At 70.7% G+C, this 25,333-nt stretch carries 23 protein-coding genes; 10 read left to right on the plus strand and 13 right to left on the minus strand.

Translation table 11 applies throughout. The features are described from left to right. Positions 1-7 precede the first annotated feature (7 nt). The 4 genes from AC07AG_RS23185 to ssd are packed head-to-tail and all read right to left on the minus strand — an operon-like array spanning position 8 to position 3,994. Positions 8-790, minus strand: a complete 783-nt coding sequence (locus AC07AG_RS23185) for a type II secretion system F family protein (protein ID WP_478757275.1) — start codon at positions 788-790, stop codon at positions 8-10. Then, positions 787-1,683: a type II secretion system F family protein gene (locus AC07AG_RS23190; protein ID WP_478757277.1), complete on the minus strand. Its 897-nt coding sequence runs from the start codon at positions 1,681-1,683 to the stop codon at positions 787-789. Before AC07AG_RS23190 ends, AC07AG_RS23185 begins: the two co-directional genes overlap by 4 nt. Continuing rightward, the gene (locus AC07AG_RS23195; RefSeq protein WP_478757279.1) at positions 1,680-2,855 is read right to left on the minus strand and encodes a TadA family conjugal transfer-associated ATPase; all 1,176 of its coding nucleotides are present in this window, start codon (positions 2,853-2,855) and stop codon (positions 1,680-1,682) included. Before AC07AG_RS23195 ends, AC07AG_RS23190 begins: the two co-directional genes overlap by 4 nt. Continuing rightward, positions 2,852-3,994, minus strand: coding sequence for a septum site-determining protein Ssd (gene ssd / locus AC07AG_RS23200; RefSeq protein ID WP_478757281.1), 1,143 nt, complete (start codon positions 3,992-3,994; stop codon positions 2,852-2,854). Before ssd ends, AC07AG_RS23195 begins: the two co-directional genes overlap by 4 nt. Positions 3,995-4,514: 520 nt before the next feature. Here ssd and AC07AG_RS23205 point away from each other — a divergent pair. Beyond that, positions 4,515-5,354 carry an HAD family hydrolase gene (locus tag AC07AG_RS23205; protein WP_478757283.1) on the plus strand — a complete coding sequence of 280 codons (840 nt, stop codon included), beginning with the start codon at positions 4,515-4,517 and terminating at the stop codon, positions 5,352-5,354. Positions 5,355-5,693: 339 nt separating this feature from the next. Here the strand turns inward: AC07AG_RS23205 and AC07AG_RS23210 are convergent, their stop codons facing one another. Then, positions 5,694-6,509: a Fic family protein gene (locus AC07AG_RS23210; protein WP_478757285.1), complete on the minus strand. Its 816-nt coding sequence runs from the start codon at positions 6,507-6,509 to the stop codon at positions 5,694-5,696. Positions 6,510-6,610: 101 nt separating this feature from the next. On the opposite strand from AC07AG_RS23210, the gene AC07AG_RS23215 reads away from it, so the two are divergent. Next, a complete protein-coding gene (locus AC07AG_RS23215) occupies positions 6,611-7,591 on the plus strand; it encodes an ATP-binding protein (RefSeq protein WP_478757287.1) in 981 nt (326 codons plus the stop codon). On the opposite strand, the gene AC07AG_RS23220 is transcribed toward AC07AG_RS23215, so the two are convergent. Further along, positions 7,581-8,861: a polysaccharide deacetylase family protein gene (locus tag AC07AG_RS23220; RefSeq protein WP_478757289.1), complete on the minus strand. Its 1,281-nt coding sequence runs from the start codon at positions 8,859-8,861 to the stop codon at positions 7,581-7,583. The two genes, AC07AG_RS23215 and AC07AG_RS23220, sit on opposite strands and share 11 nt — an antisense overlap. Before the next feature lie 346 nt (positions 8,862-9,207). On the opposite strand from AC07AG_RS23220, the gene AC07AG_RS23225 reads away from it, so the two are divergent. The 7 genes from AC07AG_RS23225 (at position 9,208) to AC07AG_RS23255 (ending at position 18,034) form a co-directional block, all read left to right on the plus strand. Then, positions 9,208-11,571, plus strand: coding sequence for a bifunctional SulP family inorganic anion transporter/carbonic anhydrase (locus tag AC07AG_RS23225; RefSeq protein ID WP_478757291.1), 2,364 nt, complete (start codon positions 9,208-9,210; stop codon positions 11,569-11,571). 362 nt (positions 11,572-11,933) lie between these two features. Next, positions 11,934-12,182, plus strand: a complete 249-nt coding sequence (locus AC07AG_RS23230) for a chaplin (protein ID WP_478757292.1) — start codon at positions 11,934-11,936, stop codon at positions 12,180-12,182. 404 nt (positions 12,183-12,586) lie between these two features. Continuing rightward, entirely contained in the window at positions 12,587-14,524 is a 1,938-nt protein-coding gene (gene acs, locus AC07AG_RS23235) for an acetate--CoA ligase (RefSeq protein ID WP_478757912.1), read from the plus strand. Positions 14,525-14,749: 225 nt separating this feature from the next. Then, entirely contained in the window at positions 14,750-16,147 is a 1,398-nt protein-coding gene (nhaA, locus tag AC07AG_RS23240) for a Na+/H+ antiporter NhaA (RefSeq protein ID WP_478757294.1), read from the plus strand. Positions 16,148-16,255: 108 nt separating this feature from the next. Beyond that, on the plus strand, positions 16,256-16,762 hold the full coding sequence (locus tag AC07AG_RS23245) for a phage holin family protein (RefSeq protein ID WP_478757296.1): 507 nt from the start codon (positions 16,256-16,258) through the stop codon (positions 16,760-16,762). Continuing rightward, a complete protein-coding gene (locus AC07AG_RS23250; protein WP_361053190.1) occupies positions 16,759-17,706 on the plus strand; it encodes an alpha/beta fold hydrolase in 948 nt (315 codons plus the stop codon). Before AC07AG_RS23245 ends, AC07AG_RS23250 begins: the two co-directional genes overlap by 4 nt. Positions 17,707-17,845: 139 nt before the next feature. Then, positions 17,846-18,034, plus strand: coding sequence for a hypothetical protein (locus tag AC07AG_RS23255; RefSeq protein WP_478757298.1), 189 nt, complete (start codon positions 17,846-17,848; stop codon positions 18,032-18,034). 27 nt (positions 18,035-18,061) lie between these two features. Here AC07AG_RS23255 and AC07AG_RS23260 read toward each other — a convergent pair whose 3' ends face one another. The 3 genes from AC07AG_RS23260 to nth form a co-directional block, all read right to left on the minus strand. After that, positions 18,062-19,264: a MarP family serine protease gene (locus AC07AG_RS23260; RefSeq protein WP_478757300.1), complete on the minus strand. Its 1,203-nt coding sequence runs from the start codon at positions 19,262-19,264 to the stop codon at positions 18,062-18,064. 49 nt (positions 19,265-19,313) lie between these two features. After that, positions 19,314-20,000, minus strand: coding sequence for an NUDIX hydrolase (locus tag AC07AG_RS23265; RefSeq protein WP_478757913.1), 687 nt, complete (start codon positions 19,998-20,000; stop codon positions 19,314-19,316). Positions 20,001-20,259: 259 nt separating this feature from the next. Next, the gene (gene nth, locus AC07AG_RS23270; RefSeq protein WP_478757302.1) at positions 20,260-21,402 is read right to left on the minus strand and encodes an endonuclease III; all 1,143 of its coding nucleotides are present in this window, start codon (positions 21,400-21,402) and stop codon (positions 20,260-20,262) included. A gap of 212 nt (positions 21,403-21,614) precedes the next feature. Here nth and AC07AG_RS23275 point away from each other — a divergent pair, with 212 nt between their 5' ends. Further along, positions 21,615-22,289: a Crp/Fnr family transcriptional regulator gene (locus tag AC07AG_RS23275; protein WP_016642758.1), complete on the plus strand. Its 675-nt coding sequence runs from the start codon at positions 21,615-21,617 to the stop codon at positions 22,287-22,289. Positions 22,290-22,709: 420 nt separating this feature from the next. Here the strand turns inward: AC07AG_RS23275 and AC07AG_RS23280 are convergent, their stop codons facing one another. From AC07AG_RS23280 to AC07AG_RS23295, 4 genes are all read right to left on the minus strand, one after another. Then, positions 22,710-23,540 (minus strand): MBL fold metallo-hydrolase, encoded by an 831-nt coding sequence (locus AC07AG_RS23280; protein ID WP_478757304.1) that lies wholly within the window; start codon positions 23,538-23,540, stop codon positions 22,710-22,712. 67 nt (positions 23,541-23,607) lie between these two features. Beyond that, on the minus strand, positions 23,608-24,477 hold the full coding sequence (locus tag AC07AG_RS23285; RefSeq protein ID WP_478757306.1) for an NUDIX hydrolase: 870 nt from the start codon (positions 24,475-24,477) through the stop codon (positions 23,608-23,610). A gap of 173 nt (positions 24,478-24,650) precedes the next feature. Further along, entirely contained in the window at positions 24,651-25,121 is a 471-nt protein-coding gene (locus AC07AG_RS23290) for a RidA family protein (protein ID WP_478757308.1), read from the minus strand. Then, positions 25,118-25,279: a Sp36 family protein gene (locus AC07AG_RS23295; RefSeq protein WP_003975360.1), complete on the minus strand. Its 162-nt coding sequence runs from the start codon at positions 25,277-25,279 to the stop codon at positions 25,118-25,120. The genes AC07AG_RS23290 and AC07AG_RS23295 overlap by 4 nt, the downstream gene beginning before the upstream one ends. Positions 25,280-25,333 lie beyond the last annotated feature (54 nt).

Below are 25,333 nucleotides of genomic sequence, written 5' to 3' on the forward strand. Positions count from 1 at the left end.
CTACCGCTCAGGTACCGCTCAACAACCCACCCGCCAGGCCGATCACCACAGGCAGCACCCCGACCGCGATGAACGCGGGCAAGAAGCACAGCCCCACCGGCACTGTCATCAGCACGCCGGCCCTGCGCGCCGCCGCCGTCGCCGCACGGCTCCGTTCCGCGCGGCACTCCGCGGCCAGACGCGCCACCGGTTCCGCCGCCGGAGCCCCCGACTCCCCCGCCCGCGCCATCAGGCGGGCCAGCGCCCCAGCGCCCGGTATCGCGCCCAACCTCCGCCACGCGTCGGCTGGTTCACCCCCGAGCCGCACCTCCGCGGCTCCCTGCGCGAGCCGCTCCCCGACCGGCCCCTTCAGCGCGTCACCGACAGCCTGGGCAGCCATGACGGGCCCCGCGCCCGCAGCGACGCACGCCGCCAACAGATCGGCTGCCAAAGGCAGTTGCCGAGCCGCCTCCGCAGCGTCGAACTCCGCGACACGAGCGCCACGCCCACGCCACCAGCGCCACACCCCGTACCCAGCACCCAACCCCACCAGGCACCCCGGAACCCCGCCCACCAGAACCCACCCGGCACTCGCGGCCCCGGCCACCGCAGGCCACCCCGACCCCATGCCCCGCCACCGCAACCACCGCCTCGACACACCACCCGGCGACTGCTCCACCACGCCCAGCACGCTCCCCGAGCGCCCCCGCACCGCACGCTCCCTCCGCGCCGCAAGGACCGCGGACACCAGCCACAGCACGGCCGCCACACCCCACACGGCCACCCCCAGCTTGTGGACAACGACACTCATCGCTCCTCCGCCCCCCGCACGATCCGCAGCGCCCACCACACGCCGACGCCCTCCAACACCCCGCCCACCGCCAGACATCCGATCCCCGCACCCGTATGCAGCAACACCCGCAACGGCGCCGCACCGAGCGCGCTCCCCATGAGCAGCCCGAGGACCGGCAGACCCGCGAGCATCACCGCCGTCGACCGCGCACCCGCCAACTGGGCGCGCAGATCGGCGCGTTGATCCCGCTCCGTCCGCAGCGCGCCCTCCAGTCGTTCGAGCCCCGCCGCGAGCCCGGCGCCGCGGTCCACCGCCACCCGCCAGCACGCCGCGAGCCCCAGCAGCCCCTGCGCCCCCGGCTCCCGCGCCGCCGCCTCAAGCGCCCCCGGAACATCCCCGCCGAACCGCGCCGCCGCAAGGACCCCGGCCCGCGCCTCCCCGAGCCCGGCTCCGGCCCCGGCCCCGGCCCCGGCCCCGGCACCAGCAAGCCCGAGGCCCCCGTCAGCCGCAGCCCGCAATGCCTCCCCCGGCTGCCGTCCCGCCCGCACCTCCCCCGCGAGTGACCCGCACAAGGCGATCACCGCGGCGGCCCGTCGCTCCCCTTCGAGCCGCGCGTCCCTGGCACGCCGCACCCGCCGTATCAACGGCACCCCTGCCGCACCCAGGGCCAGCGGCACGATCGAATCCCCGAGCAGCGCGACCACCGCCCCGCCTGCCAGCGCCCACCACTCGTGCCGCACCCGGCCGGTGGCGCGGGCCATAGCCCGCCGCCACGCCGCATCCCCCGGCGCGACCTCGCCGCCGCGCGCGAGCACAGCTCGCGCCCGCCGCAGCCCGCGGTCCCGACCGACCGTCAGCCAGGCCGCGCTCCCCGCACACACGGCCGCCGCCACTCCCGCCGCCGCACTCATGCCCCACCACTCCAACCGCCGCCTGCCAGAAGCGAGTCGAGGCGCTCCCAACCCCGCTCCCGGACGAACTCCTTCTCGCCCCACCGCAGCGCCGGCACCGTCACCACAAGGCCGGACGGATCGCGCTCCAGGACATGCACCTCGGCGATCCGCCGCCGCCCCGTGCGGTCGCGTGCGAGATGGATCACCACCGACAGCGCGGCCGCCAACTGGCTGTGCAGCGCCGCGCGGTCGAGCCCGGCGGCCGTCCCCAGCGCCTCCAGGCGGGCCGGCACGTCTCCCGCGGCATTCGCATGGACCGTGCCGCAACCTCCCTCATGGCCCGTGTTCAGAGCGGCCAGGAGATGGACCACCTCCGCGCCACGCACCTCGCCCACGACCAGCCGGTCGGGACGCATCCGCAGCGCCTGCCGCACCAGGTCGTCCAGGCCGACCCGGCCGGCTCCCTCCTGGTTCGCGGGCCTGGCCTCGAGGCGCACCACGTGAGGGTGATCGGGGCGCAGCTCCGCCGAGTCCTCGGCGAGCACGATCCGCTCCCCCGGCCCGACGAGCCCGAGGAGCGCGCTCAGCAGAGTCGTCTTGCCCGACCCCGTCCCGCCACTGATCAAGTACGAGAGCCTGGCGTCGAGCAGTGCACGCAGCACCCGGTCCCCGCCCGGCGGCACCGTCCCCGCCGCGGTCAGTTCCGCGAGGGTGAAGGCCCGGGGGCGGACGACACGCAAGGAGAGGCAGGTCGAGCCGACGGCGACCGGGGGCAGCACCGCGTGGAGGCGGGTCCCGTCCGGGAGCCGTGCGTCGACCCAGGGCCTGGCGTCGTCGAGCCTGCGTCCGGCCACGGCCGCGAGCCGCTGTGCGAGCCGCCGCACCGCCGCCGCGTCCTTGAAGGACACCCCGGTCAGCTCCAGGCCCCCGCCCCGGTCCACCCACACCCGGTCGGGCGCCGACACCAGCACATCGGTCACCGAGCCGTCCGCGAGGAGTGTCTCCAGCGGGCCCGCACCCACCAGCTCCGAGCGCAGCTGTGCCGCCGCGCCCAGGACCTCCGCGTCGCCGAGCACCCTGCCCTGGGCCCGCAGCGCCTCGGCCACACGGGCCGGGGTCGGTTCCGTCCCGCTCTCCGCGAGCCACTGGCGTACCCCGTCCAGCATCTTGGCCCCGACGACGGCGCTCATGAGCCGCCTCCCGTGGCATCGACCGGAACGCGCTCCCAGAAGGCCGTGCAGAACCGGGCGAGCGGCCCCCGCACGACGCCGCCCGGCGGCATCCCCGCGGCCATCGCGGCCGGCAGACACGCCTCCCGTGGCAGTTCACCGACGAGCGGCAGCCCGAGCAGTCGCGAGACCTCCTCCGCGTCGAAGCCGCCGAGTCCGTCGAGTCCGCCGCCCCCGGCGCGGCCTGTGCCACCGCCGGCGACCACGACCCGCAGATCCCGCAGCACCATCCCCACCGCCGACGCGACCCTCCGGGCCCCCGCCACGGCGCGCAGCTCCGCGGGCACCACCATGAGCCCCAGATCCACCTGGGCCAGCGCCTCGGCCACTCCTTCGTCCACGCGGCGCGGCAGATCCACGACCACCACGCCGCCCCGCCTGCGGGCGGCGGCGATCACCGCCCGCATGGCCTCGGGCGGGATGACCACCGCATCGCCCCGGTCCCAGCTCAGGACCCGCAGGGCATGCAGCTCGGGCAGCGACTCCTCCAGCGCGCCGCCGCCGACCCGGCCCCTGGACTGGGCGAAGGCCGGCCAGCGGAGCCCGTCGGCCGCCTCGCCCCCGAGCAGCACGTCGAGCCCGCCGCCCAGCGGGTCGGCGTCCACCAGCATCGTGCGCCGCCCCGCGCGGGCCGCCGTGACGGCCAGCGCGCACGCGAGTGTCGAGGCGCCCGCCCCGCCGCTCCCGCCGATCACTCCCACCGTGAGCGCGGGCCGCCCCACGCCCTCGGCGACATCGGCGATGCGGTCCACCAGCCATCGTTCGCCGTCGGGCAGGACCAGCACGTGATCGGCGCCGATCTCCACCGCGCGCTGCCAGACCCCGGAGTCGTCCTGATCCCGCCCGACCAGCACGACCCCGCGCCTGCGCCCGGCTCCCCGCACCCGGTCCACCGCGTCGTCGCCGACAAGGACGAGCGGCGCCGCGTCCCAGCCGCCCCTGCCCTCCGGCACCCCGTGCCGCACCTCGGGCCGCGCCCCCGCGGCGGCGCACAGCCGCAGCAGGTCGTCCAGCAGGTCCACATCTTCCGTGACGATCAGCGGTCCGCCCTGCCGTCCATCGGACGACGCCGGCCCGTCACGCGTAATCACTCGAGCCACGATCCCCAGCCCCCTCTCACTGCAAGCCCGTTGAATGCCGCGTTCCACATGAGCGATGAGCCGGCCAAAGCAATCCGGCCATGAACTTCGCGTGCAGAACGAGCGGAATCAGCGTGCAGCGGTCCTGGATAACGTGTGGATCTTGGTCAATAACTGTGGACAAGGCGTGGGCTGTGAATATCCCCTTCACCCATACCAGTGACATCTCAAGGACTTCCGCAGAGCAGCCTCACGACTACACACAGTGACGGATCTTGGGCATGCGGAAAGATCGCCGAAACGGCCGCCACAAGGCGCCAGGCGATCGAATGAGGGTCGGAAGAGGCCCGGAAAACCCATCCGGACATGCGACGACCCCCGCCGGGGGGGAGAGCGGGGGTCGTCCCCACGGTCCGACTCGGGGGGGGAGGAGCCAGACCGGGTTAGCACGGTCGCGAACGATCCGTGACTTCCATGGTGTACCCGAGAGCCTTCTCAGGCAAACCCACGCGCCTCACCTTACGCCGAATGGTGGGCGCCTATGCTCGGGCTCGTGGAAAACCACTCCTTGCCTCGCACAGCTGCCTTCTTTGACCTGGACAAGACGGTCATTGCGAAGTCGAGCACTCTCACGTTCAGCAAGTCGTTCTACCAAGGCGGCCTGATCAACCGCAGAGCGGTACTGCGAACTGCATATGCACAGTTCGTCTTCCTCGCGGGCGGAGCCGATCACGACCAGATGGAGCGGATGCGCGAGTACCTGTCCGCGCTCTGCCGCGGATGGAACGTGCAGCAGGTCAAGGAAATCGTCGCCGAGACGCTGCACGACCTGATCGACCCGATCATCTACGACGAGGCCGCGTCCCTCATCGAGGAGCACCACACCGCGGGGCGGGACGTCGTCATCGTCTCCACGTCGGGCGCCGAGGTCGTCGAGCCGATCGGTGAACTCCTGGGCGCGGACCGGGTGGTGGCGACCCGGATGGTGGTCGGCGACGACGGCTGCTTCACCGGCGAGGTGGAGTACTACGCCTACGGCCCCACCAAGGCGACCGCGATCAAGGAGCTCGCGGAGTCCGAGGGGTACGACCTCGACCGCTGTTACGCCTACAGCGACTCGGCGACCGATCTCCCCATGCTCGAGTCCGTGGGGCATCCCCACGCGGTGAACCCGGATCGCACGCTGCGCCGCGAGGCTCTCGCGCGCGGGTGGCCGATTCTTGACTTCCACCGGCCGGTCCCGCTCAAGGAACGGCGCCAGAAGCCGTCCCGGCCCGCCCTAGTCGCGGTGGCGGCGGTGGGTGCCGCGGCGGCCACGGCGGGGCTCGTGTGGTTCGTGAGCCGCCGCCGGACCTCACGTGCCCGATTCACCCTTGTTTGAACCTAAAAGTAAAGAAGTAGTGCCAGCACTTCCGCTTACTCCAGGACAGGAGTACAAAGGAGTCAACGGCCCGCGAGACCAAGGACATCCGAGAGGATTACCTTTAAACGCAACCAAGGCCCCACGGACCGATGCATGAACACCGAGCACCCACGCGACGTCGACCCGTCGATTACGGGCCAGCCGCACCAGGTGACGGGCTAAGTTCCCGACCTGATGGGCAACCTTCGAGGACGCTTGGTAACACGGTGAACATGCCAGCGGCGGTACGAGTTCTCGTACCGCCGCAACCCTGTTCAGGGCCTCTTGCCCGCGCCCCGCATACGCCGAGCGAGCGCCTCAGGCCGCGCCGCGCTGCATGGCCTCGCAGACCGCCGTCGACTCCCTGACCCCCAGCTCGACCGCACGCCCGCAGTGGGCGATCCAGGCGGCCATCCCCTCGGGCGTCCCGGACGCGTAGCCGTCGAGCGCCCCCACGTACGCCGCCCGCCCCTGTTCCGCGTGCCCCGCCTCGGCCGGGCAGACCGACTTCGGGTCGAGCCCGCTGCCCACCAGGACGATGCGCTCGGCGGCCCGTGCAACCAGGCCGTTGTGCGAGCCGAAGGGACGCAGGCTGAGCAGCTCGCCGTGGACCACGGCGGCCGTCACGAGAGCCGGTGCGGAGCCGCCCGCGATGATCAGCCGCGAGAGACCCTCCAGGCGGCCCGCCACCTCGTCGGAGTCCGGCACGTCCAGCTCGACCAGCGGCTCGTCGACCGGCTCGCCCGCCAGGCGCGGGCGCCCGGCCGCCTCGTCGTTCTCCGCCGCGGCGACCAGGTGCAGGCGCGCGAGGACCCGGAGCGGTGACTGCCGCCAGATGGAAAGGAGTTGGCCGGCCTCCGCGGTCAGCCGCAGAGCCGCGCCGACCGTGCGGGCCTCGTCGTCGCCACTGAAGTCGCTGCGTCGGCGCACCTCTTCGAGTGCCCATTCGGCACCGGAGAGCGCCGCCGAGCCACGCGCGCCGCGCAGCGCAGCCTCGGAGGTGATCTCCTGGCTGCGGCGTCTCATGATCCGGTGGCCGTAGACCCGGTCCACGGCCTTGCGCACGGAGTCCACGGAGTCGGCCACGCCGGGCAGTGCGCCCAGGGCCGCGAGCGGATCGGCTGTCGTACTCATGAGTACGACCCTACGCACCCTCGGCGCTCCCCCCACGAAGGAGTGGCCTTCTTCACGCCGTATCGATACGCCAGGTGATCGTGCGACTACCCTTGGTGAACATGAAGATCGCTTTCGTAGGGAAGGGCGGCAGCGGCAAGACCACGCTGTCCTCGCTCTTCATCCGACACCTCGCCGCCACCGGAGCACCGGTCCTCGCGGTGGACGCCGACATCAACCAGCACCTGGGCCCCGCACTCGGCCTCGACGAGGCGGTCGCCGCCGAGCTGCCCGCCATGGGCGCGCGCCTGCCCCTCATCAAGGACTACCTGCGGGGATCCAATCCGCGGATCTCCTCCGCCGACACGATGATCAAGACGACGCCGCCCGGGGAGGGTTCGCGGATCCTGCGGGTGCGCGAGGACAACCCCGTGTACGACGCGTGCGCGCGGCCGGTGGAACTCGACGACGCAGCCGTGCGTTTGATGGTCACAGGGCCGTTCACCGAAGCCGACCTCGGTGTCGCCTGCTACCACTCCAAGACGGGGGCGGTGGAGCTGCTCCTGAACCACCTGGTCGACGGTCGCGACGAGTACGCGGTCGTCGACATGACCGCCGGTTCGGACTCCTTCGCGTCCGGCATGTTCACCCGCTTCGACATGACGTTCCTGGTGGCCGAGCCGACCCGGAAGGGGGTCTCCGTCTATCGCCAGTACAAGGAATACGCACGGGACTTCGGCATCGACCTCAAGGTCATCGGCAACAAGGTGCAGGGCCAGGACGACATCGACTTCCTGCGCGAGCAGGTGGGCGACGACCTCCTGGTGACGGTCGGGCACTCGGACTGGGTGCGCGCCATGGAGAAGGGCCGCCCGCCCCGGTTCGAGCTCCTGGAGGACGACAACCGCCGTTCCCTGCAAGCACTTCAGGACGCCGTCGACACCGCGTACGAGCGCAGGGACTGGGACCGCTACACCCGCCAGATGGTCCACTTCCACCTGAAGAACGCGCAGAGTTGGGGCAACGAACGGACGGGTGCCGACCTGGCTGCCCAGGTCGACCCCGACTTCGTACTGGGCGAGCGGACCGTCGCTACGGCTTGACCGCCGGAGCGCCCGGGACGCCCTTCGGGGCCGGTGCGGGCTGGGCGGAGAGGTAGGACGCCCAGCCCTCCTTCGGGGCCTTGCCGAGCGGGAGCTTGGTCAGGCGCTCCACGGTCTGCGGGTCCTGGGCGTCGAGCCAGTCGGCGAGTTGCCTGAACGAGACGCACCGCACGTCCCGCTTGGTGCAGACCGACTCGATCGTCTCCTCGATGGCGCGCATGTACGTGCCGCCGTTCCAGGACTCGAAGTGGTTGCCGATGATCAGCGGTGCGCGGTTGCCCTTGTAGGCGCGGTCGAAGCCCTGGAGCAGGCCGTCGCGCATCTGGTCGCCCCAGTACTCGTGCTTGCCGGGGTCGCCCTGTGACGTCGTGCCCGACTGGTTCACCATGAAGTTGTAGTCCATGGTGAGCGTCTCGAACTTGCGGCCGGGGACCGGGACCAGCTGCATCGACAGGTCCCAGAGGCCTTCCTTCTTCTTGGGCCAGACCTGGTTGTTGACGCCACTGGTGTCATAGCGGAAGCCCAGTTCGCGGGCCGCCCGCATGAAGTTCCTCTGGCCTTCGAGGCAGGGCGTGCGGGCGCCGATGAGTTCCTTGTCGTAGTCGAAGGGCAGTGGCTGCGCCTTCTTCATGCCCGTGTTCGTCTTCCAGGCCTTCACGAAGGACTTGGCCTGGTTGATCTCGCTCTTCCAGTCGGCGACCGACCACTCGCCCACGCCGCGGCCGGCGCCGCAGAAGTGGCCGTTGAAGTGGGTGCCGACCTCGTTGCCCTCGAGCCAGGCGCCGCGGAGCTGCTCCACGGTGTCCTTGATTCCCTTGCGGTCGTTGAAGCCGATGTCCGAGCTGCCTGCCAGGTGCTGCGGCGGGTCGTAGAGCTTCCGTTTGGCCTCGGGGAGCATGTACACGCCGCTGAGGAAGTACGTCATCGTGGCGTTGTTCCGCTTGGCCACCTTGCGGAAGTGCGAGAAGAGCTTCTGGCTGTCCTCGCCGGCACCGTCCCAGGAGAAGACCACGAACTGGGGCGGCTTTTGGCCAGGTCTCAGTCGCTCGGGCTTGGGCAGGTGCGGCTGCCGGCCGGTGAAGGCGGTGGAACCGTCACCGATCATGCGGACCGCGCTCTTGGGGGCCGGGGCGGGGGACGCCTTCTTGGCGCCGTGCGCGCCCTCCTTGGCGCCGGTGTCGCCGTTCGAGCAACCGGCCAGCACTGCGACGGATGCCACGAGGGCGGTGATGCCCGCGGCGATCCGCTGGATCCTCTGGGTGGCGGCCATCTTCCGCCCACCTACTTCCTTCAAGTCGGCTTCGAGTCCGGATACCGGGGGTATTACGGCGCAATTGCCCGGAAATGCCCGCCAGCGCCGCCAACGTCGCACGGGGGCATGAGTAAGAAGTTCCGACAAGCCGACGAATAGCTTTATTCACCCTTCGGGGTGATCTAGTGCCCCATTTGCCCCGCTTGTCTATCCGAGACCTTTACTCTCCATTACGATTCATTTACCGAGAGTTGAGATATCCCGCCGCTGCAACGCCGTGACCCACGGCCGCGACCCGTCCTCCGGAGACCGCCGGAGGACCCCTTGTCCCGCGACCGCGCTGCCCCGGAGGAGACGGGAAACCATGTCTGCCTGCGTCCCCACCCATGCCACCGACTCGGCCCACGCCTCACGCGACCACGAGCCCCACGCGCCGCCGCCCGGCAAGTTCCGCAAGTTCCGTAAGTTCCGCATCGCGGGCGCCGACGTCTCCGCGTCGATCGCCGTCTTCTTGATCGCCCTGCCGCTGTCCCTCGGCATCGCGCTCGCCACCGGGGCGCCGCTCCAGGCGGGCCTCGTCGCCGCCGCCGTCGGCGGCCTCGTCGCCGGATGGCTCGGCGGATCGCCGCTGCAGGTCAGCGGCCCCGCCGCAGGGCTCACGGTCGTCACCGCCGACCTCATCCACCAGTACGGCTGGCGGACCACCTGCGCCATCACCGTCCTCGCCGGAATCGCCCAACTCGGGCTCGGCTGCCTGCGCGTGGCCCGCTCGGCGCTCGCCGTCAGCCCCGCCGTCGTGCACGGCATGCTGGCCGGCATCGGCGTCACCATCGCCGTCGCCCAGCTGCACATCGTGCTCGGCGGCACCCCGCAGAGCTCCGTGCTCGACAACCTCCGCGCGCTGCCCGCCCAGTTGGCCGACGCGCAGCCGTCCGCACTGTCGATCAGCGCGCTGACCCTGGCGGTGCTGCTGCTCTGGCCACGGATCCCCGGCCGTATGGGTAAAGCCCTCCGCATCGTGCCCGCACCGCTCGTCTCCGTGGCCGCCGCGACGGCTGTCGCCGTGCTCGCCGGGCTGAGCGTGGCCAAGGTCGACCTGCCCTCATGGAGCAGTCACGCACTGGCGGGCCTGCCCGAAGGGCCCGTGCTCGGGCTCGTCGCCGCCGTCCTCACGACCACGCTCGTCTGCAGCGTGCAGTCACTGCTCGGTGCCGTCGCCGTGGACAAGCTCGTCTCCGGGCGGCGCGATGTGCTCTTGGGCGGCGGCCGCTCCGACCTCAACCGCGAACTGCTCGGCCAGGGCGCCGCCAACGCCGTCTCCGGGGTGCTCGGCGGGCTCCCCGTCGCCGGGGTCGCGGTGCGCAGCGTGGCCAACGTGCGGGCCGGTGCCGTCAGCCGGAACTCCACGATGCTGCACGGCGTTTGGGTAGTAGTAGCCGCCCTGCTGATGGTCCCCCTGCTGGAGCTGATCCCGCTCGCCGCGCTCGCCGCCCTCGTGATGGCGGTCGGCATCCAGATGGTGAGCCTGAACCACATCCGCACCATCACCCGCCACCGCGAGATCCTCGTGTACACCACGACGACGCTCGGCGTCGTCCTCCTCGGCGTGCTCGAAGGGGTGGCCATCGGTGTCGCCGTCGCCGTGGCCGTCGCACTGCACCGCCTCGCCCGCACCCGGATCACGCACATCGAGGAGGACGGGGTCCACCACGTCCGCGTGCGCGGGCAGTTGACCTTCCTCGCCGTGCCGCGCCTCAGCAGAGCGCTGCACCTCGCCCCCCAAGGGGCCGCCATCATCGTCGAGTTGGACGGATCTTTCATGGATCACGCGGCGTACGAAGCGCTGCAGTGCTGGCAGGACGCGCACACCGCGCAGGGCGGCACCGTCGAGGTGACCGGACGCGCGGGGACGCGGATCGCCGAGCCCGCGAGCGCATCACACTCGTGCTGCAGGCCCTGGACGGCCTGGCGCAACCACCACTGCGACCGCCCCCAGGAGACCCCGCAGGGCGAGGAGCGGCCCAGCGGGTATCAACTGGCAAGCGGCATCAGCGCGTTCCAGCGCAACACGGCGCCCCATGTGCGGGGCGAGCTCGCCCGGCTCGCGCGTGAGGGGCAACAGCCCTCGCAGCTCTTCCTGACCTGCGCCGACTCCCGGCTCGTCACCTCGATGATCACGTCGAGCGGCCCCGGCGACCTCTTCGTCGTACGCAATGTCGGCAATCTGGTCCCGCTGCCGGGCGCCGAGAGCGGTGACGACTCGGTGGCCGCCGCGATCGAGTACGCGGTGGACGTACTGCAGGTGCGGTCCATCACCGTGTGCGGGCACTCCGGGTGCGGGGCGATGCAGGCCCTGCTCAACACCCCGCCCGGGGGCGCCCAGACGCCGCTGAAGCGGTGGCTGCGGCACGGGACGCCGAGCCTGGAGCGGATGGCCGCGCACAAGAAGGAGGGATGGGCGCGGCTCGCCGGACGGGCGCCCGCCGACGCGGTCGAGCAGCTCTGCCTGACGAACGTGGTCCAGCAGCTGGAGCACCTGCGCGGGCACGAGTCCGTGGCGCGGCGGATGGCCGAGGGCTCACTCGAACTGCATGGCATGTACTTCCATGTCGGCGAGGCGCAGGCCTATCTCCTGACCGAGAGTCAGGACGACGTATTCGACCAGGTGACACCGTCACCGCACGAAGGATCACCGCGCGAGGAGCCCCCCACCCGAGTCAAGGTCTAAATCATTCTCGGCAGGCTCCTCGCCGAGCTCGCCGTCTTGATGAGCACGGGCGACACCTTCTCTGACGTCGTCCTGCAGGCCGTCGGACAGCGGGCCGACATGATTCTCGCCGGGTCCGGCGCGGGCGCGCACCGGACCCGGTCGAGGCATTTCCGCTCGCTGGATGGAGGGGAAGCATGGGGCACTCCTCAGCGGCTTGCGGCCACCGGCTTCGGCCGAGAAGACCTGTTGGAAGCGACGCGGCCGAGGTCACACGCACGGACGGCCCAGCTCCCGCAAACGGCCCATGATCGTTTTATCTGCATGCCGGACCGGCGATACCTGGCACCCGACAGGCCCGTTCCCCCACCGGGAGGTACCCCATGCGGATTCGCACGATCCTCGCCACCGCCGCCCTCGCTGCCGCCACCGTCATCGGCGGCGCCAGCACCGCCACCGCGGACGACGGCCCCGGCGCCGACGCCATGGGCGCGGGATTCGACTCGCCCGGCGTCGGCAGCGGCAACACGGCGCAGGCCCCGGTCAACGTACCCACCAATATGTCCGGCAACTCAGCCAACGTCATTGGGGCCCTCAACCCCGCGTTCGGCGACTATGCCGTGAACGGCTGACCCGCACCTAGTTCGCCACCGCGCCCCACGAACAGGCCGTCTCCACTCACTGCTGAACGGCTCACCGCCCCGTCGCGTGCACGATGCGACGGGGCTTCCGTGGTCTCCGTTCGCACCGCCCGCCAAGCTGGCCCCACCGCCGCTCTGAACGCTGCAGAACCACGCGCCCCTGGGGAACCGCCCCGCCCCAGGGGCGTGCAGGTCGGGCACGGCAACACGTACAACGCTCGCAATGACCCCCCTGTACCCCAAGCCTCCCCAAGTGCCAGGATCGGAAGGGGTTGACCTGCACTCTCAACCGCAGAAGAATCCAAGCGGTTGTCACATTGGTCTAAACCACGAGCCGGAATTGTCTGCATGTTGTTGGGAGCCCACCAGTGAACGAGCGTCCGTCCATCGCCAACATGCTGAAAGAAGAGCGAAGGTTCGCGCCGCCGGCCGACCTGGCGGCCAACGCCAATGTCACCGCGGAGGCGTATGAACAGGCCAAGGCCGACCGGCTCGGCTTCTGGGCCGAGCAGGCCCGCCGGCTGACCTGGGCCACCGAACCGACCGAGACGCTCGACTGGTCGAACCCGCCGTTCGCCAAGTGGTTCGCCGACGGGAAGCTCAACGTCGCGTACAACTGCGTGGACCGTCACGTGGAGGCCGGCAACGGCGACCGCGTGGCGATCCACTTCGAGGGTGAGCCCGGCGACAGCCGTGCCATCACCTATGCCGAGCTGAAGGACGAGGTCAGCCGGGCCGCCAACGCGCTGACCGAGCTGGGAGTTCAGCAGGGCGACCGCGTCGCCGTCTATCTGCCGATGATCCCCGAGGCCGTCATCTCGATGCTGGCCTGTGCCCGCATCGGCGCCGCGCACTCCGTGGTCTTCGGCGGGTTCTCCGCCGACGCCATCGCCAAGCGCGTGGCGGACGCCGACGCCAAGGTCGTCATCACCTCCGACGGCGGCTACCGCCGGGGCAAGCCCGCCGCGCTCAAGCCCGCCGTCGACGACGCCGTCTCGCGCGAGGGAAGCTCCGTCGAGCACGTTCTCGTCGTACGCCGTACCGGCCAGGACGTGGCGTGGACCGAGGGCCGTGACGTGTGGTGGCACGAGCTCACCGAGCGCCAGTCCGCCGAGCACAGCCCGGAGGCCTTCGACGCCGAGAACCCGCTCTTCATCCTCTACACGTCGGGTACGACGGGTAAGCCGAAGGGCATCCTCCACACCTCCGGCGGCTATCTCACGCAGGCCGCGTACACCCACCACGCGGTCTTCGACCTCAAGCCGGAGACCGACGTCTACTGGTGCACGGCCGACATCGGCTGGGTCACCGGGCACTCGTACATCACGTACGGCCCGCTGGCCAACGGCGCGACGCAGGTCATGTACGAGGGCACGCCCGACACCCCGCACCAGGGGCGCTTCTGGGAGATCGTGCAGAAGTACGGCGTGACCATCCTCTACACGGCGCCGACGGCCATTCGTACGTTCATGAAGTGGGGCGACGACATCCCCGCGAAGTTCGACCTCTCCAGCCTGCGGGTCCTCGGCTCTGTCGGTGAGCCGATCAACCCCGAGGCCTGGATGTGGTACCGCAAGAACATCGGCGCCGACACGTGCCCCATCGTGGACACCTGGTGGCAGACCGAGACCGGCGCCATGATGATCGCGCCGCTGCCGGGCGTGACCGAGACCAAGCCGGGCAGCGCCCAGCGCGCCCTGCCGGGCATCTCCGCCACCGTCGTCGACGACGAGGCCCGCGAAGTGCCGGACGGCGGGGGCGGCTACCTCGTCCTGACCGAGCCGTGGCCCTCCATGCTGCGCACCATCTGGGGCGACGACCAGCGCTTCCTCGACACGTACTGGTCGCGCTTCGAGGGCAAGTACTTCGCCGGTGACGGTGCCAAGAAGGACGACGACGGCGACATCTGGCTGCTCGGCCGGGTGGACGACGTGATGCTCGTGTCCGGGCACAACATCTCCACCACCGAGGTCGAGTCCGCGCTCGTCTCGCACCCCTCGGTCGCCGAGGCGGCAGTCGTGGGCGCGGCGGACGAGACCACCGGACAGGCCATCGTCGCCTTCGTCATCCTGCGCGGCACGGCGAACGCCGACGACGAAGGCCTCGTGGCCGATCTGCGCAACCACGTCGGCACCACGCTCGGCCCGATCGCCAAGCCGAAGCGGATCCTGCCCGTCGCCGAACTGCCCAAGACCCGCTCCGGGAAGATCATGCGCCGCCTGCTCCGGGACGTCGCCGAGAACCGCGAGCTGGGTGACGTCACCACGCTCACGGACTCCTCCGTGATGGACCTGATCCAGACCAAGCTGCCCGCAGCACCCAGCGAGGACTAGTCAGGACCGAGCCTGAGAGGGGCATCCGGCACCGCGCCGGGTGCCCCTCTTGCGCATAAAGTGACGATCGCCGGATAGGTCCGGTCGCATGTTAGGTACGCTAAGGACCGCGTCAACATCGCGACAACGTCGCGACAAGAGCGACGCGGGAAGAAGTACCCAGGTGCGCCGGGAAGTCTGGTCGGCAAGTGTTTTGTCCTGCCTACCGACCGGAGGTCGACCCCCGTGGCCGCGCCCGCACCCAGCAACAACCGCAAGGTTCTCGGACGGCTCTCGCTGCCCGAGCGGAACTTCGTCGCGAACGCGCTGCGCACCGAGACCGTCGGCGGAGTCCTGCTCCTCATCGCCGCCGTCACCGCGCTGATCTGGGCGAACACCGCCGGCGGGTCGTACGAATCAGTGCGCGGCTTCCACATCGGACCCGGTGCGCTCGGCCTCGACCTCTCCATCCAGCACTGGGCGGCAGACGGCCTGCTCGCCGTCTTCTTCTTCGTCGCCGGCATCGAACTCAAGCGTGAGCTCGTCGCGGGCGACCTGCGCGACCCGAAGGCCGCCGCCCTGCCCGTCGTCGCCGCCCTCTGCGGCATGGCCGTACCCGCTCTCGTGTACGTCCTGGTCAACACCGTCGGCGGCGGCTCCATGGACGGCTGGGCGGTGCCGACCGCCACGGACATCGCCTTCGCGCTCGCCGTCCTCGCGGTCATCGGGACCTCGCTGCCGTCCGCGCTGCGCGCCTTCCTGCTCACCCTCGCCGTCGTCGACGACCTCTTCGCGATCCTGATCATCGCGGTCTTCTTCACCAGCGACCTCAACTTCGCGGCCCTCGGCGGCGCGGTCCTGGGCCTCGCCGTCTTCTGGCTGCTGCTCCGCAAGGGCGTACGCGGCTGGTACGTCTACGTTCCGCTGGCCCTGGTCATCTGGGGGCTGATGTACAACAGCGGCATCCACGCCACGATCGCCGGTGTCGCGATGGGCCTGATGCTGCGCTGCAGCCGCCGCGAGGACGAGGAGCACTCGCCCGGCGAGCACATCGAGCACCTGGTGCGGCCCCTCTCCGCCGGTCTCGCGGTGCCGCTGTTCGCGCTGTTCAGCGCCGGTGTCATGGTGTCGGGCGGCGCGCTGGGGGACGTATTCAGCAAGCCGGAGACGCTCGGCGTGGTGCTCGGTCTCGTTCTCGGCAAGGCGGTCGGCATCTTCGGCGGCACCTGGCTCGCGGCGCGATTCACCAAGGCCGAGCTCAACGACGAGCTCGCCTGGCCCGACGTGTTCGCGGTCGCCTCGCTGGCCGGCATCGGCTTCACCGTCTCGCTCCTGATCGGCGAACTCGCCTTCACCGAGGATCCGCTGCTCACCGACGAGATCAAGGCAGCCGTCCTGATGGGGTCCCTCATCGCGGCCGTGCTCTCCGGGATCCTGCTCAAGGTGCGCAACGCCCGCTACCGCGCGCTGTACGACGAGGAGGAGCGCGACGACGACCTCGACGGCATCCCCGATGTGTACGAACAGGACAAGCCGGAGTATCACCTGCGGATGGCCGCGATCTATGAGAAGAAGGCGGCCGAACATCGCAGGCTTGCCGAAGTGTCGGCCGGGGCACGCGCCGATGACGACGGTCCGGCATGATCTGAGCAGACTTGACTGCGCAGACTGAGCTGGGCGGTCGTATCTGAACAGACGTATGTGAGCACGCTTGCGCAGACGTACGCAGACTTAACGAGAAGGGGAGAAGCGATGAGCACACCCGACGGGCCCGTCGGCACCGAACGCAGCCTCGGCCAGCTGGTCTCCACGGCGACCAGCGAGATGTCCGCGCTGGTGCACGACGAGATCGCGCTGGCCAAGGCCCAGATGCGGCAGGACGTCAAGCGGGGTGCGGTCGGCGGTGGCGCGTTCGCCGCCGCGGGGGCGGTGCTGCTCTTCTCGCTGCCGATGCTGAGCTTCGCCCTGGCGTACGGCATCCGCACCTGGAGCGGCTGGAACATGGCGATCTGCTTCGTGCTCTCCTTCGCGGCGAACGTGCTGGTCGCCGGGGTGCTCGCGCTGATCGGCGTGATCTTCGCGAAGAAGGCCAAGAAGGGCAAGGGGCCGCAGAAGGCCGCCGCTTCGGCCAAGCAGACGGCTGCCGTACTGCAGAACGTGAAGCCGCACCCGCGTTCGATGACCCCCGCGGCTTCCACGGGTGCCACCCTCGACCGTGTCAGTGACAAGGCTGCGGCTGTGGCACGCTCGTCTTCATGACGGACCCTGCCACGCCCGCCCCCCATCCGGCCCAACCGACGTCACTCGTACGCATCGAAGGACCGTGGACCCACCGGGACGTCGCCGCCAACGGCGCCCGCTTCCACATCGCCGAGATGGGCGACGGGCCGCTGGTGCTGCTCCTGCACGGTTTCCCGCAGTTCTGGTGGACCTGGCGGCATCAGATGGTGGCGCTGGCCGACGCGGGCTTCCGTGCGGTCGCGATGGACCTGCGGGGCGTGGGGGGCAGCGACCGCACACCGCGGGGTTACGACCCGGCGAACCTCGCGCTCGACATCACGGGCGTCGTCAGGTCGCTCGGCGAGCCGGACGCCGCGCTCGTCGGGCACGACCTCGGCGGGTACCTCGCGTGGACGGCGGCCGTGATGCGCCCCAAGCTGGTGCGCCGCCTCGCCGTCTCCTCGATGCCGCATCCGCGGCGCTGGCGCTCGGCGATGCTGTCGGACCGCAAGCAGACCGCCGCGGGTTCGTACGTGTGGGGATTCCAGCGGCCGTGGCTGCCGGAGCGTCAACTCGTCGCGGACGACGCGGCTCTGGTGGGGCGTCTGGTGCGGGACTGGTCGGGGCCGCGGCTCCCGGACGACGAGTCGGTGGAGACGTACCGCCGTGCCATGACGATCCCGTCGACGGCGCACTGCTCGATCGAGCCCTACCGCTGGATGGTGCGGTCGATGGCCCGCCCGGACGGCATCCAGTTCAACCGGCGCATGAAGCGCCCTGTGCGGGTTCCCACGCTGCATCTGCACGGCTCCCTGGACCCGGTGATGCGTACGCGCAGCGCGGCGGGCTCGGGCGAGTACGTCGAAGCGCCTTACCGGTGGCGGCTGTTCGACGGTCTCGGGCACTTCCCGCAGGAGGAGGACCCTGTCGCTTTCTCCACCGAGCTGGTGAACTGGCTGAAGGATCCCGAGCCGGACCGGTAGGCCGCACGGCGCCCCGCACGGTCTCCGGACCAGGGTCATGCGAACGCTTGTTCTTCGAACGGCCAATTGCCTCCCGCATAGGCCAATTGGGGCCCGTGGGCGCGATTACCGACCTTGGGGCACGGGCACACGTCGGGGTATGGGCTGGACGCACGACTACAGTGACGCAGCACGCAACCGCCGCTCGGCCACAGCGCTGAACAGCCGTGAGAGGGGCGCTCCGCACGATCCGGGCCATGAAGGCCCCCCTCAAGGCATCGGCATTCCCCGCATCCTGCGCCGCAGGGCCCGCTGGGTCTCGGCGCGGCTGAGGCATACGCGCGACTGATCCGCCTGCTCCCCCGACCGCGCCCGGCTACAGCGCGCAGCCCTGGCTGTCGACCTCCTGGTTGGCACTGCGGCCTGCCTCGATGTCCTTGCGGACCTCGTCGGCGGTGAGTGCGTAGCCGGTGTCCGGGTCGTCCAGTGACTTCGCGAAGACCACGCCGTAGACCTTGCCGTCGGGCGTGAGCAGCGGGCCGCCGGAGTTGCCCTGACGGACGGTCGCGTAGAGCGAGTACACATCGCGGCGCACGGTGCCGCGGTGATAGATGTCCGGGCCGTTGGCCGTGATGCGACCGCGCACGCGCGCGGGGCGGACGTCGTACGGACCGTTCTCCGGGAAGCCGGCGACGATCGCGTTGTCACCGCTGACCGCGTCCTTCGACGTGAACTTCAGCGCGGGCGCCTGGAGGGTCGGCACGTCCAGGACGGCGATGTCGCGCTCCCAGTCGTAGAGCACGACCTTGGCGTCGTACGTCCGGCCGTCTCCGCCTATCTGGACCGTCGGCTCGTCCACGCCGCCGACCACGTGCGCGTTCGTCATCACGCGGCGGTCGTCGAAGACGAAGCCGGTGCCTTCAAGGACCTTGCCGCAGCCGCGGGCCTCGCCCTGCACCTTCACGATGGAGCGCTTGGCCTTCGTGGCGACCTCGCTCTTGGCGAGCCTGGGGTCGGGGGCCTGCACCTCGGTGATGGGCTCGTTCGAGAACGGGCTGAAGACCTGCGGGAAGCCGTTGCGCGCGAGGACCGACGAGAAGTCCGCGAACCACGTGTCGGCCTGGTTGGGCAGCGTGCGCGAGACGCCGAGCAGGATCTTGGAGTTGCGTACTTCCTTGCCGACCGTCGGCAGCGTCGTGCCCGCGAGGGCGGAGCCGATCAGCCAGGCGACGAGCAGCATCGCCAGTACGTTGACCAGCGCGCCGCCCGTGGCGTCCAGGGCGCGGGCGGGCTGCCAAGTGATGTATCTGCGCAGCTTGTTGCCCAAGTGCGTGGTGAAGGCCTGGCCGATGGAGGCACACACGATCACGATGACCACGGCGACGACGGCGGCCGTCGTGCTCACCGCTCCCTCGTCGTCCGTCAGGGCGCCCCAGATGACGGGCAGCAGGTACACCGCGACGAGTCCGCCGCCCAGGAAACCGATCACCGACAGGATGCCGACGACGAATCCCTGGCGGTAGCCGACGACCGCGAACCACACGGCGGCGACCACCAACAGGATGTCCAGCACGTTCACCGATTCAATCCTCGCCTCGCATCGCGGTCGCCACGTCCCCGCAACCTTGTCATGCGCGCCAGTCGAGCGGCACCTGCTTGGTGCGGTCCCAGGGGCGCTCCCAGCCTGCGAAGTGCAGGATTCTGTCGATCACTCCGGCCGTAAAACCCCAGACCAGAGCGGATTCGACGAGGAAGGCCGGGCCTTGGTGGCCGCTCGGATGGACCGTCGTCGCGCGGTTGTCGGGATCCGTGAGATCAGACACGGGGACGGTGAAAACGCGGGCGGTCTCGGCGGGATCGACGACGCCGACGGGGGTGGGCGAGCGCCACCAGCCGAGCACCGGGGTCACCACGAAGTCGCTCACCGGGATGAAGAGCTTGGGCAGCACGCCGAAGAGCTGGACGCCCCGGGGGTCGAGCCCGGTCTCCTCCTCGGCCTCGCGCAGGGCGGCGCGCAGCGGACCGTCCGTCAGCGGGTCGCCGTCCTCGGGGTCGAGGGAGCCGCCGGGGAAGGAGGGCTGGCCCGCGTGCGAGCGCAGACTCCCCGAACGCTCCATCAGGAGCAGCTCGGGGCCGCGGTCACCCTCTCCGAAGAGGATCAGCACGGCGGACTGGCGCCCGGCGCCGCTCTCCGGGGGCAGGAAGCGGCTGAGCTGGGTCGGCCGGACGGTCTCGGCGGCGCGGGCCACGGGGTCCAGCCAGGCGGGGAGGTCCTCGGTGCTGAGGCGCGCGTGCCCGTTGGGGCTGCCCGTCAGGTGGCCGCCGGGGCTGCCGGGCGCGTGTCCGCTGGGGCTGCCTGGTGCGTGGCCGCTGTGGCTGCCAGGTGCGTGCCCGCCGGGGCTGCCTGCTCGGCCGGGGCCCTGGCCGGGTGCCCGGCCGGTTCCTTGGAAGCCGTTCCCATCGCTCATGTGCGTATCGCTCGTGTCGGTTGTCTCGCTCGTGTCGCTCGCGTGCGTCATCGGCACCCCCGTCCAACTGTGGACAACGCCTGTGGACCCTCGGTTGGTTCCTCGCTCATGCCGCGCCCAGCGGGGGCGCCGCCTTTCCCGGATAGTCCGGCGGGGGCTTGAGGCGCTGGCCCGGCAGGCCGCCCATCTCGTACTTCAGGAGCTTCTTCGCCTTCTCCGGGTCGGTCTCTCCCTCTCCGTACGACGGGCAGAGGCCGGCGATCGGGCAGGCGCCGCAGGCGGGCTTGCGGGAGTGGCAGATCCGGCGGCCGTGGAAGATCACGCGGTGCGAGAGCATCGTCCACTCGCTCTTCGGGAAGAGGTCGGCGATGGCGGCCTCGACCTTCACCGGGTCGGTCTCCTCGGTCCACTTCCAGCGCCGGACGAGCCGCCCGAAGTGGGTGTCCACGGTGATTCCGGGGACACCGAAGGCGTTCCCGAGCACGACGAACGCGGTCTTGCGTCCTACGCCGGGCAGCTTGACCAGGTCTTCTATGCGGCCGGGGACCTCACCGCCGTGGTTGTCCCGCAGGGCTGCCGCCAGCCCCATGATCGACTTCGTCTTCGCCCGGAAGAACCCCGTCGGCCGGATCAACTCCTCAACCTCTTCGGGGTTGGCGGCGGCCAGGTCCTCCGGGGTCGGGTACGCGGCGAAGAGGCGCGGGGTCGTCTGGTTCACCCGCAGGTCGGTGGTCTGCGCGGAGAGGACCGTGGCGACGAGCAGCTCGAAGGGGTTCTCGAAGTCCAGCTCGGGGTGGGCGTACGAGTACACCTCCGCGAGCTCGCGGTTGATGCGGCGGGCCCGCCGGACGAGGGAGGCGTGGGACTCGGGCTTGGCCTTGGCGGTGGGCTTGGCCGTGGACTTGGCCGTTGGCTTGGCCTTGGCCGTGGGCTTGGCCTTGACCGGGGTGGTGGCCTTCTTGGCTGGGGCGGCCTGCTTCGCCGGGGCGGCCTTCTTGGTCCCGGCTGTGACCTTCTTAGTCGCGGCTGTGACCTTCTTGGCCGGAGCTGTCTTCTTTGCTGCGGTTTTCTTCGCTGTGGTGGCCTTCTTGACCGGGGTGGGTTTCGCCGCGCCCGCGGTGGCTTGATTCTTCTCCGAAGGCTTGCTCACCGGTGGCACCCTTGTCCCTTTTGTCGCATTCTCTGGTTCAGTGGAAGCGTGTTCGCCCACAGCGGAATCCGGGCGGCCTGTAACCTTCCCAGGCCCCATGGCCTGTGCTCTCACCGGCTTTTTGGACACCCGGCCAGCCTAGAGCCCGACACTGACATCCGCCCTGGACCCTATGGATCGGCCCCCAATTGGCCCCCTCCCGCACAGCATGCGACGCCAGTGCGGCAGACTTGTGACTGATCACACTGTTTGGACGGTCCGGCAAAATGGGGACCACGGTCCCCTGATGCAGGTCGACAAGGAGAGAACTCGTGGACGACGTTCTGCGGCGCGCCCCGCTCTTCGCGGCGCTCGATGACGAACAGGCCGCGGAGCTCCGCGCCTCCATGAGTGAGGTGACGCTCGCGCGCGGGGATGCGCTTTTCCATGAAGGTGACCCCGGAGACCGCCTGTATGTGGTCACCGAGGGCAAGGTGAAGCTTCACCGCACCTCACCCGACGGCCGCGAGAACATGCTCGCGGTGCTCGGTCCCGGCGAGCTCATCGGTGAGCTCTCGCTGTTCGACCCGGGCCCGCGTACGGCAACCGCCTCCGCGCTCACCGAGGTCAAGCTGCTCGGCCTCGGCCACGGCGACCTTCAGCCCTGGCTGAACGCACGGCCCGAGGTGGCCGCGGCTCTGCTGCGTGCCGTCGCCCGGCGCCTGCGCAAGACCAACGACCAGATGTCCGATCTGGTCTTCTCCGACGTGCCCGGGCGTGTGGCCCGCGCCCTTCTGGACCTGTCGCGCCGCTTCGGCGTGCAGTCCGAAGAGGGCATCCACGTCGTGCACGACCTCACGCAGGAAGAGCTGGCCCAGCTGGTCGGCGCCTCCCGCGAGACGGTCAACAAGGCACTGGCGGACTTCGCCGGGCGCGGGTGGCTTCGGCTTGAGGCTCGCGCGGTGATTTTGCTGGACGTGGAGCGGCTGGCGAAGCGGTCACGCTGACGCCGTTTCGCTGACGCTGTTTCGTACGCGGATGGGTCCCGTCTCGTTTTGAGGCGGGGCCCATCCGTGCTTCCGCACAGGCTTTCCCGCCCACCCACCCGATTGCCCCGCGGTGTGGGGTGGGTGGGTTGCCGGTCGCCCCGGCCGGGCGGGGGCGCGCCTCGGCCGGGTGGGTTGCCGCCTCGCCCCGGCCGGGCGGGGGCGCGCCTCGGTGGGTGGGTTGCCGCCTCGCCTCAGCCGGGGGGGGGCGCGCCTCGGTGGGTGGGCGGGATCGGTGCGTGGGCGGGTTGGCGTCTCGGTGGCCCGGGGGGGCGGGCGGGGCGCGTGGGTGAGCCGCCCCTCGCTTCGAGCTGTGGGCCAGCGGTTCGGTGTTCGGTGCTTGGTGTTCGGTGCTTGGTGTTCGGGGCTTGGTGTTCGGGGCTAGATCAAGCCGTGTTCGCGCAAGTAGTCCAGTTGGGCCCGTACCGACAGTTCCGCTGCCGGCCACAAGGAGCGGTCCACGTCCGCGTACACGTGGGCGACCACCTCCGAAGGCGCCGCATGGCCGTTCTCGACGGCCGTCTCGACCTGGGCCAGTCGGTTCGCGCGGTGCGCCAGGTAGAACTCGACCGCGCCCTGGGCGTCCTCCAGGACCGGGCCGTGGCCCGGCAGGACCGTGTGCACGCCGTCGTCGACCGTCAGGGACCTCAGGCGCCGCAGGGAGTCCAGATAGTCCCCCAGGCGGCCGTCAGGGTGCGCCACGACCGTCGTACCGCGGCCCAGGACCGTATCGCCCGTCAGGACCGCCTGATCGGCCGGGAGATGGAAGCAGAGGGAATCGGCGGTGTGGCCCGGCGTCGGGACCACGCGCAGCTCCAGGCCGCCCGTCGTGATCACGTCACCCGCGCCGAGGCCCTCGTCGCCGAGGCGCAGCGCGGGGTCGAGGGCCCGCACCTTGGAGCCGGTCAGCTCGGCGAAGCGCGCGGCGCCCTCCGCGTGGTCCGGGTGGCCGTGGGTGAGGAGGGTGAGCGCGACCCGCTGCCCGGCCTTCTCCGCCGTCGCGATGACGTGCTGGAGGTGTACGTCGTCCAGGGGGCCCGGGTCGATGACGACCGCGAGCCCTGAGCCGGGCTCGGAGACGATCCAGGTGTTGGTTCCGTCCAGCGTCATCGCCGACGCGTTGGGCGCGAGGACGTTGACCGCGCGGGCGGTGGCGGGACCGCTGAGGACCCCGCCCCGGGGCTGGCCGGGGAGGGCGGCGGCTTCGGTCATGCGGGGGTGACTCCCGTCCGGTTCGTGAGCATGGGCCAGGGAATGAGCAGCGTGGAGGCGTGCGTGGTCATGCGGGGCGGCCACCCGTAGGGATGTGCTTCGTGAACTCCTCGTGGCCCGGCCAGGTCAGCACCAACTCGTCCTCCTCCAGGCGCGCTTGGGCCAGGACCGGCGTCAGATCGCGCTCCGGGGCGCCGGCCAGGGCGTCGGCCGCCGATCCGTAGGGGCTCAGTTGGCGCAGGGTCGCGATGGTCGGCGGCATCATCAGGAGGTCGCCCTTGTCGTACCCGGCCGTGGCCTCCCGCGGGGCGATCCACACCGTGCGGTCGGCCTCCGTGGAGGCGTTGCGGGTGCGCTGCCCCTCCGGGAGGGCCGCCACGAAGAAGAACGTGTCGTAGCGCTTCGGCTCGAACTCCGGAGTGATCCAGCGCGCCCATGCGGCAAGGAGGTCACTACGGAGGACCAGGCCCCGGCGGTCCAGGAACTCGGCGAAGGAGTAGTCGCGGGCCACCAGGGCCTCGCGGTCCGTCTCCCAGTCGTCGCCCGTGGTGTCGCCGACGACGCTCGACGGGGTCGGTCCCGCGAGCAGCACGCCCGCTTCCTCGAACGTCTCGCGGACGGCGGCGCACACGATCGCCTGCGCGCCCGGCTCGTCCACGCCGAGGCGCTCCGCCCACGTCGCGAGTGAGGGGCCCGCCCAGCGCACGAGGTGGTCGTCGTCGCGCGGGTCCACGCCACCGCCCGGATACGCGTACGCGCCTCCGGCGAAGGCCATGGAGGCGCGTCTGCGCAGCATGTGTACGGCGGGGCCCGTCACGGAGTCCCGAAGGAGCATGACCGTGGCCGCCCGGCGCGGAGTCGCGGGAATCAGTTCGCCGCTGCTCAGCGCGCGGATGCGGTCGGGCCACTCCGGGGGGTACCACTGCCCATTAGCCATGGGCGGAGGCTATCCCCTAGTGGGCTGATGTTCGAGAGGCAACTATCGGGTGCCAGAAGGCTGCCGACAGCCAGTCGACAAGGCAGCCGACGAGCCCGTCGACAAGGCAATCGGCAAGGCAGCCGACAAGCCAGTCGGCAGGGCAGTCGGCAGGACAGTCGGCAAGGCGGCGATCACGCCTCGGTCAGCTCCACCTGAACCTCGACCTCGACAGGCGCGTCGAGCGGCAGGACCGCCACGCCCACGGCGCTGCGGGCGTGCACGCCCTTGTCGCCGAGCACCTCGCCGAGAAGCTCGCTGGTGCCGTTGATCACGCCGGGCTGGCCCGTGAAGTCCGGGGCCGAGGCCACGAAGCCGACGACCTTCACGACGCGCTTGATGCGGTCCAGGTCACCGGCGATGGACTTCACCGCGGCGAGCGCGTTCAGGGCGCACGTGCGGGCCAGTTCCTTGGCCTCCTCGGGCGTCACCTCCGCGCCGACCTTGCCGGTCACCGGAAGCTTGCCCTCCACCATCGGGAGCTGGCCCGAGGTGTAGACGTACACACCGGACTGGACCGCCGGCTGATAGGCGGCGATCGGCGGCACGACCTCCGGCAGGGTCATGCCCAGCTCGGCGAGCTTCGCCTCGACGGCCCCGCTCATGCCTGCTTCTCCCGCTTCAGGTAGGCCACGAGCTGCTCAGGGTTGTTCGGCCCGGGGACGACCTGGACGAGCTCCCAGCCGTCCTCGCCCCAGGTGTCCAGAATCTGCTTCGTGGCATGGACGAGCAGCGGCACGGTTGCGTATTCCCACTTGGTCATATGGCCGACTGTAGCCGTTCTGAGGCGCTGCTCACGGTGGCCTCCTGCTTAGCC

It is taken from the genome of Streptomyces sp. NPDC044044 (assembly GCF_056434405.1).

Excerpts from the sequence above, each read along its gene's own strand:
- AC07AG_RS23210 (WP_478757285.1), bottom strand. The coding sequence starts at position 6,509 with ATGAGTACGACAGCCGATCCGCTCGCGGCCCTGGGCGCACTGCCCGGC.
- AC07AG_RS23245 (WP_478757296.1), top strand. The coding sequence starts at position 16,256 with ATGAGCACACCCGACGGGCCCGTCGGCACCGAACGCAGCCTCGGCCAG.
- AC07AG_RS23230 (WP_478757292.1), top strand. The coding sequence starts at position 11,934 with ATGCGGATTCGCACGATCCTCGCCACCGCCGCCCTCGCTGCCGCCACC.
- AC07AG_RS23255 (WP_478757298.1), top strand. The coding sequence starts at position 17,846 with ATGGGCTGGACGCACGACTACAGTGACGCAGCACGCAACCGCCGCTCG.
- AC07AG_RS23185 (WP_478757275.1), bottom strand. The coding sequence starts at position 790 with ATGAGTGTCGTTGTCCACAAGCTGGGGGTGGCCGTGTGGGGTGTGGCG.
- AC07AG_RS23285 (WP_478757306.1), bottom strand. The coding sequence starts at position 24,477 with ATGGCTAATGGGCAGTGGTACCCCCCGGAGTGGCCCGACCGCATCCGC.
- AC07AG_RS23205 (WP_478757283.1), top strand. The coding sequence starts at position 4,515 with ATGCTCGGGCTCGTGGAAAACCACTCCTTGCCTCGCACAGCTGCCTTC.
- AC07AG_RS23220 (WP_478757289.1), bottom strand. The coding sequence starts at position 8,861 with ATGGCCGCCACCCAGAGGATCCAGCGGATCGCCGCGGGCATCACCGCC.
- AC07AG_RS23280 (WP_478757304.1), bottom strand. The coding sequence starts at position 23,540 with ATGACCGAAGCCGCCGCCCTCCCCGGCCAGCCCCGGGGCGGGGTCCTC.
- acs (WP_478757912.1), top strand. The coding sequence starts at position 12,587 with ATGCTGAAAGAAGAGCGAAGGTTCGCGCCGCCGGCCGACCTGGCGGCC.
- nth (WP_478757302.1), bottom strand. The coding sequence starts at position 21,402 with ATGGGGCCTGGGAAGGTTACAGGCCGCCCGGATTCCGCTGTGGGCGAA.
- AC07AG_RS23250 (WP_361053190.1), top strand. The coding sequence starts at position 16,759 with ATGACGGACCCTGCCACGCCCGCCCCCCATCCGGCCCAACCGACGTCA.
- AC07AG_RS23215 (WP_478757287.1), top strand. The coding sequence starts at position 6,611 with ATGAAGATCGCTTTCGTAGGGAAGGGCGGCAGCGGCAAGACCACGCTG.
- AC07AG_RS23295 (WP_003975360.1), bottom strand. The coding sequence starts at position 25,279 with ATGACCAAGTGGGAATACGCAACCGTGCCGCTGCTCGTCCATGCCACG.
- AC07AG_RS23190 (WP_478757277.1), bottom strand. The coding sequence starts at position 1,683 with ATGAGTGCGGCGGCGGGAGTGGCGGCGGCCGTGTGTGCGGGGAGCGCG.
- AC07AG_RS23195 (WP_478757279.1), bottom strand. The coding sequence starts at position 2,855 with ATGAGCGCCGTCGTCGGGGCCAAGATGCTGGACGGGGTACGCCAGTGG.
- AC07AG_RS23290 (WP_478757308.1), bottom strand. The coding sequence starts at position 25,121 with ATGAGCGGGGCCGTCGAGGCGAAGCTCGCCGAGCTGGGCATGACCCTG.
- AC07AG_RS23225 (WP_478757291.1), top strand. The coding sequence starts at position 9,208 with ATGTCTGCCTGCGTCCCCACCCATGCCACCGACTCGGCCCACGCCTCA.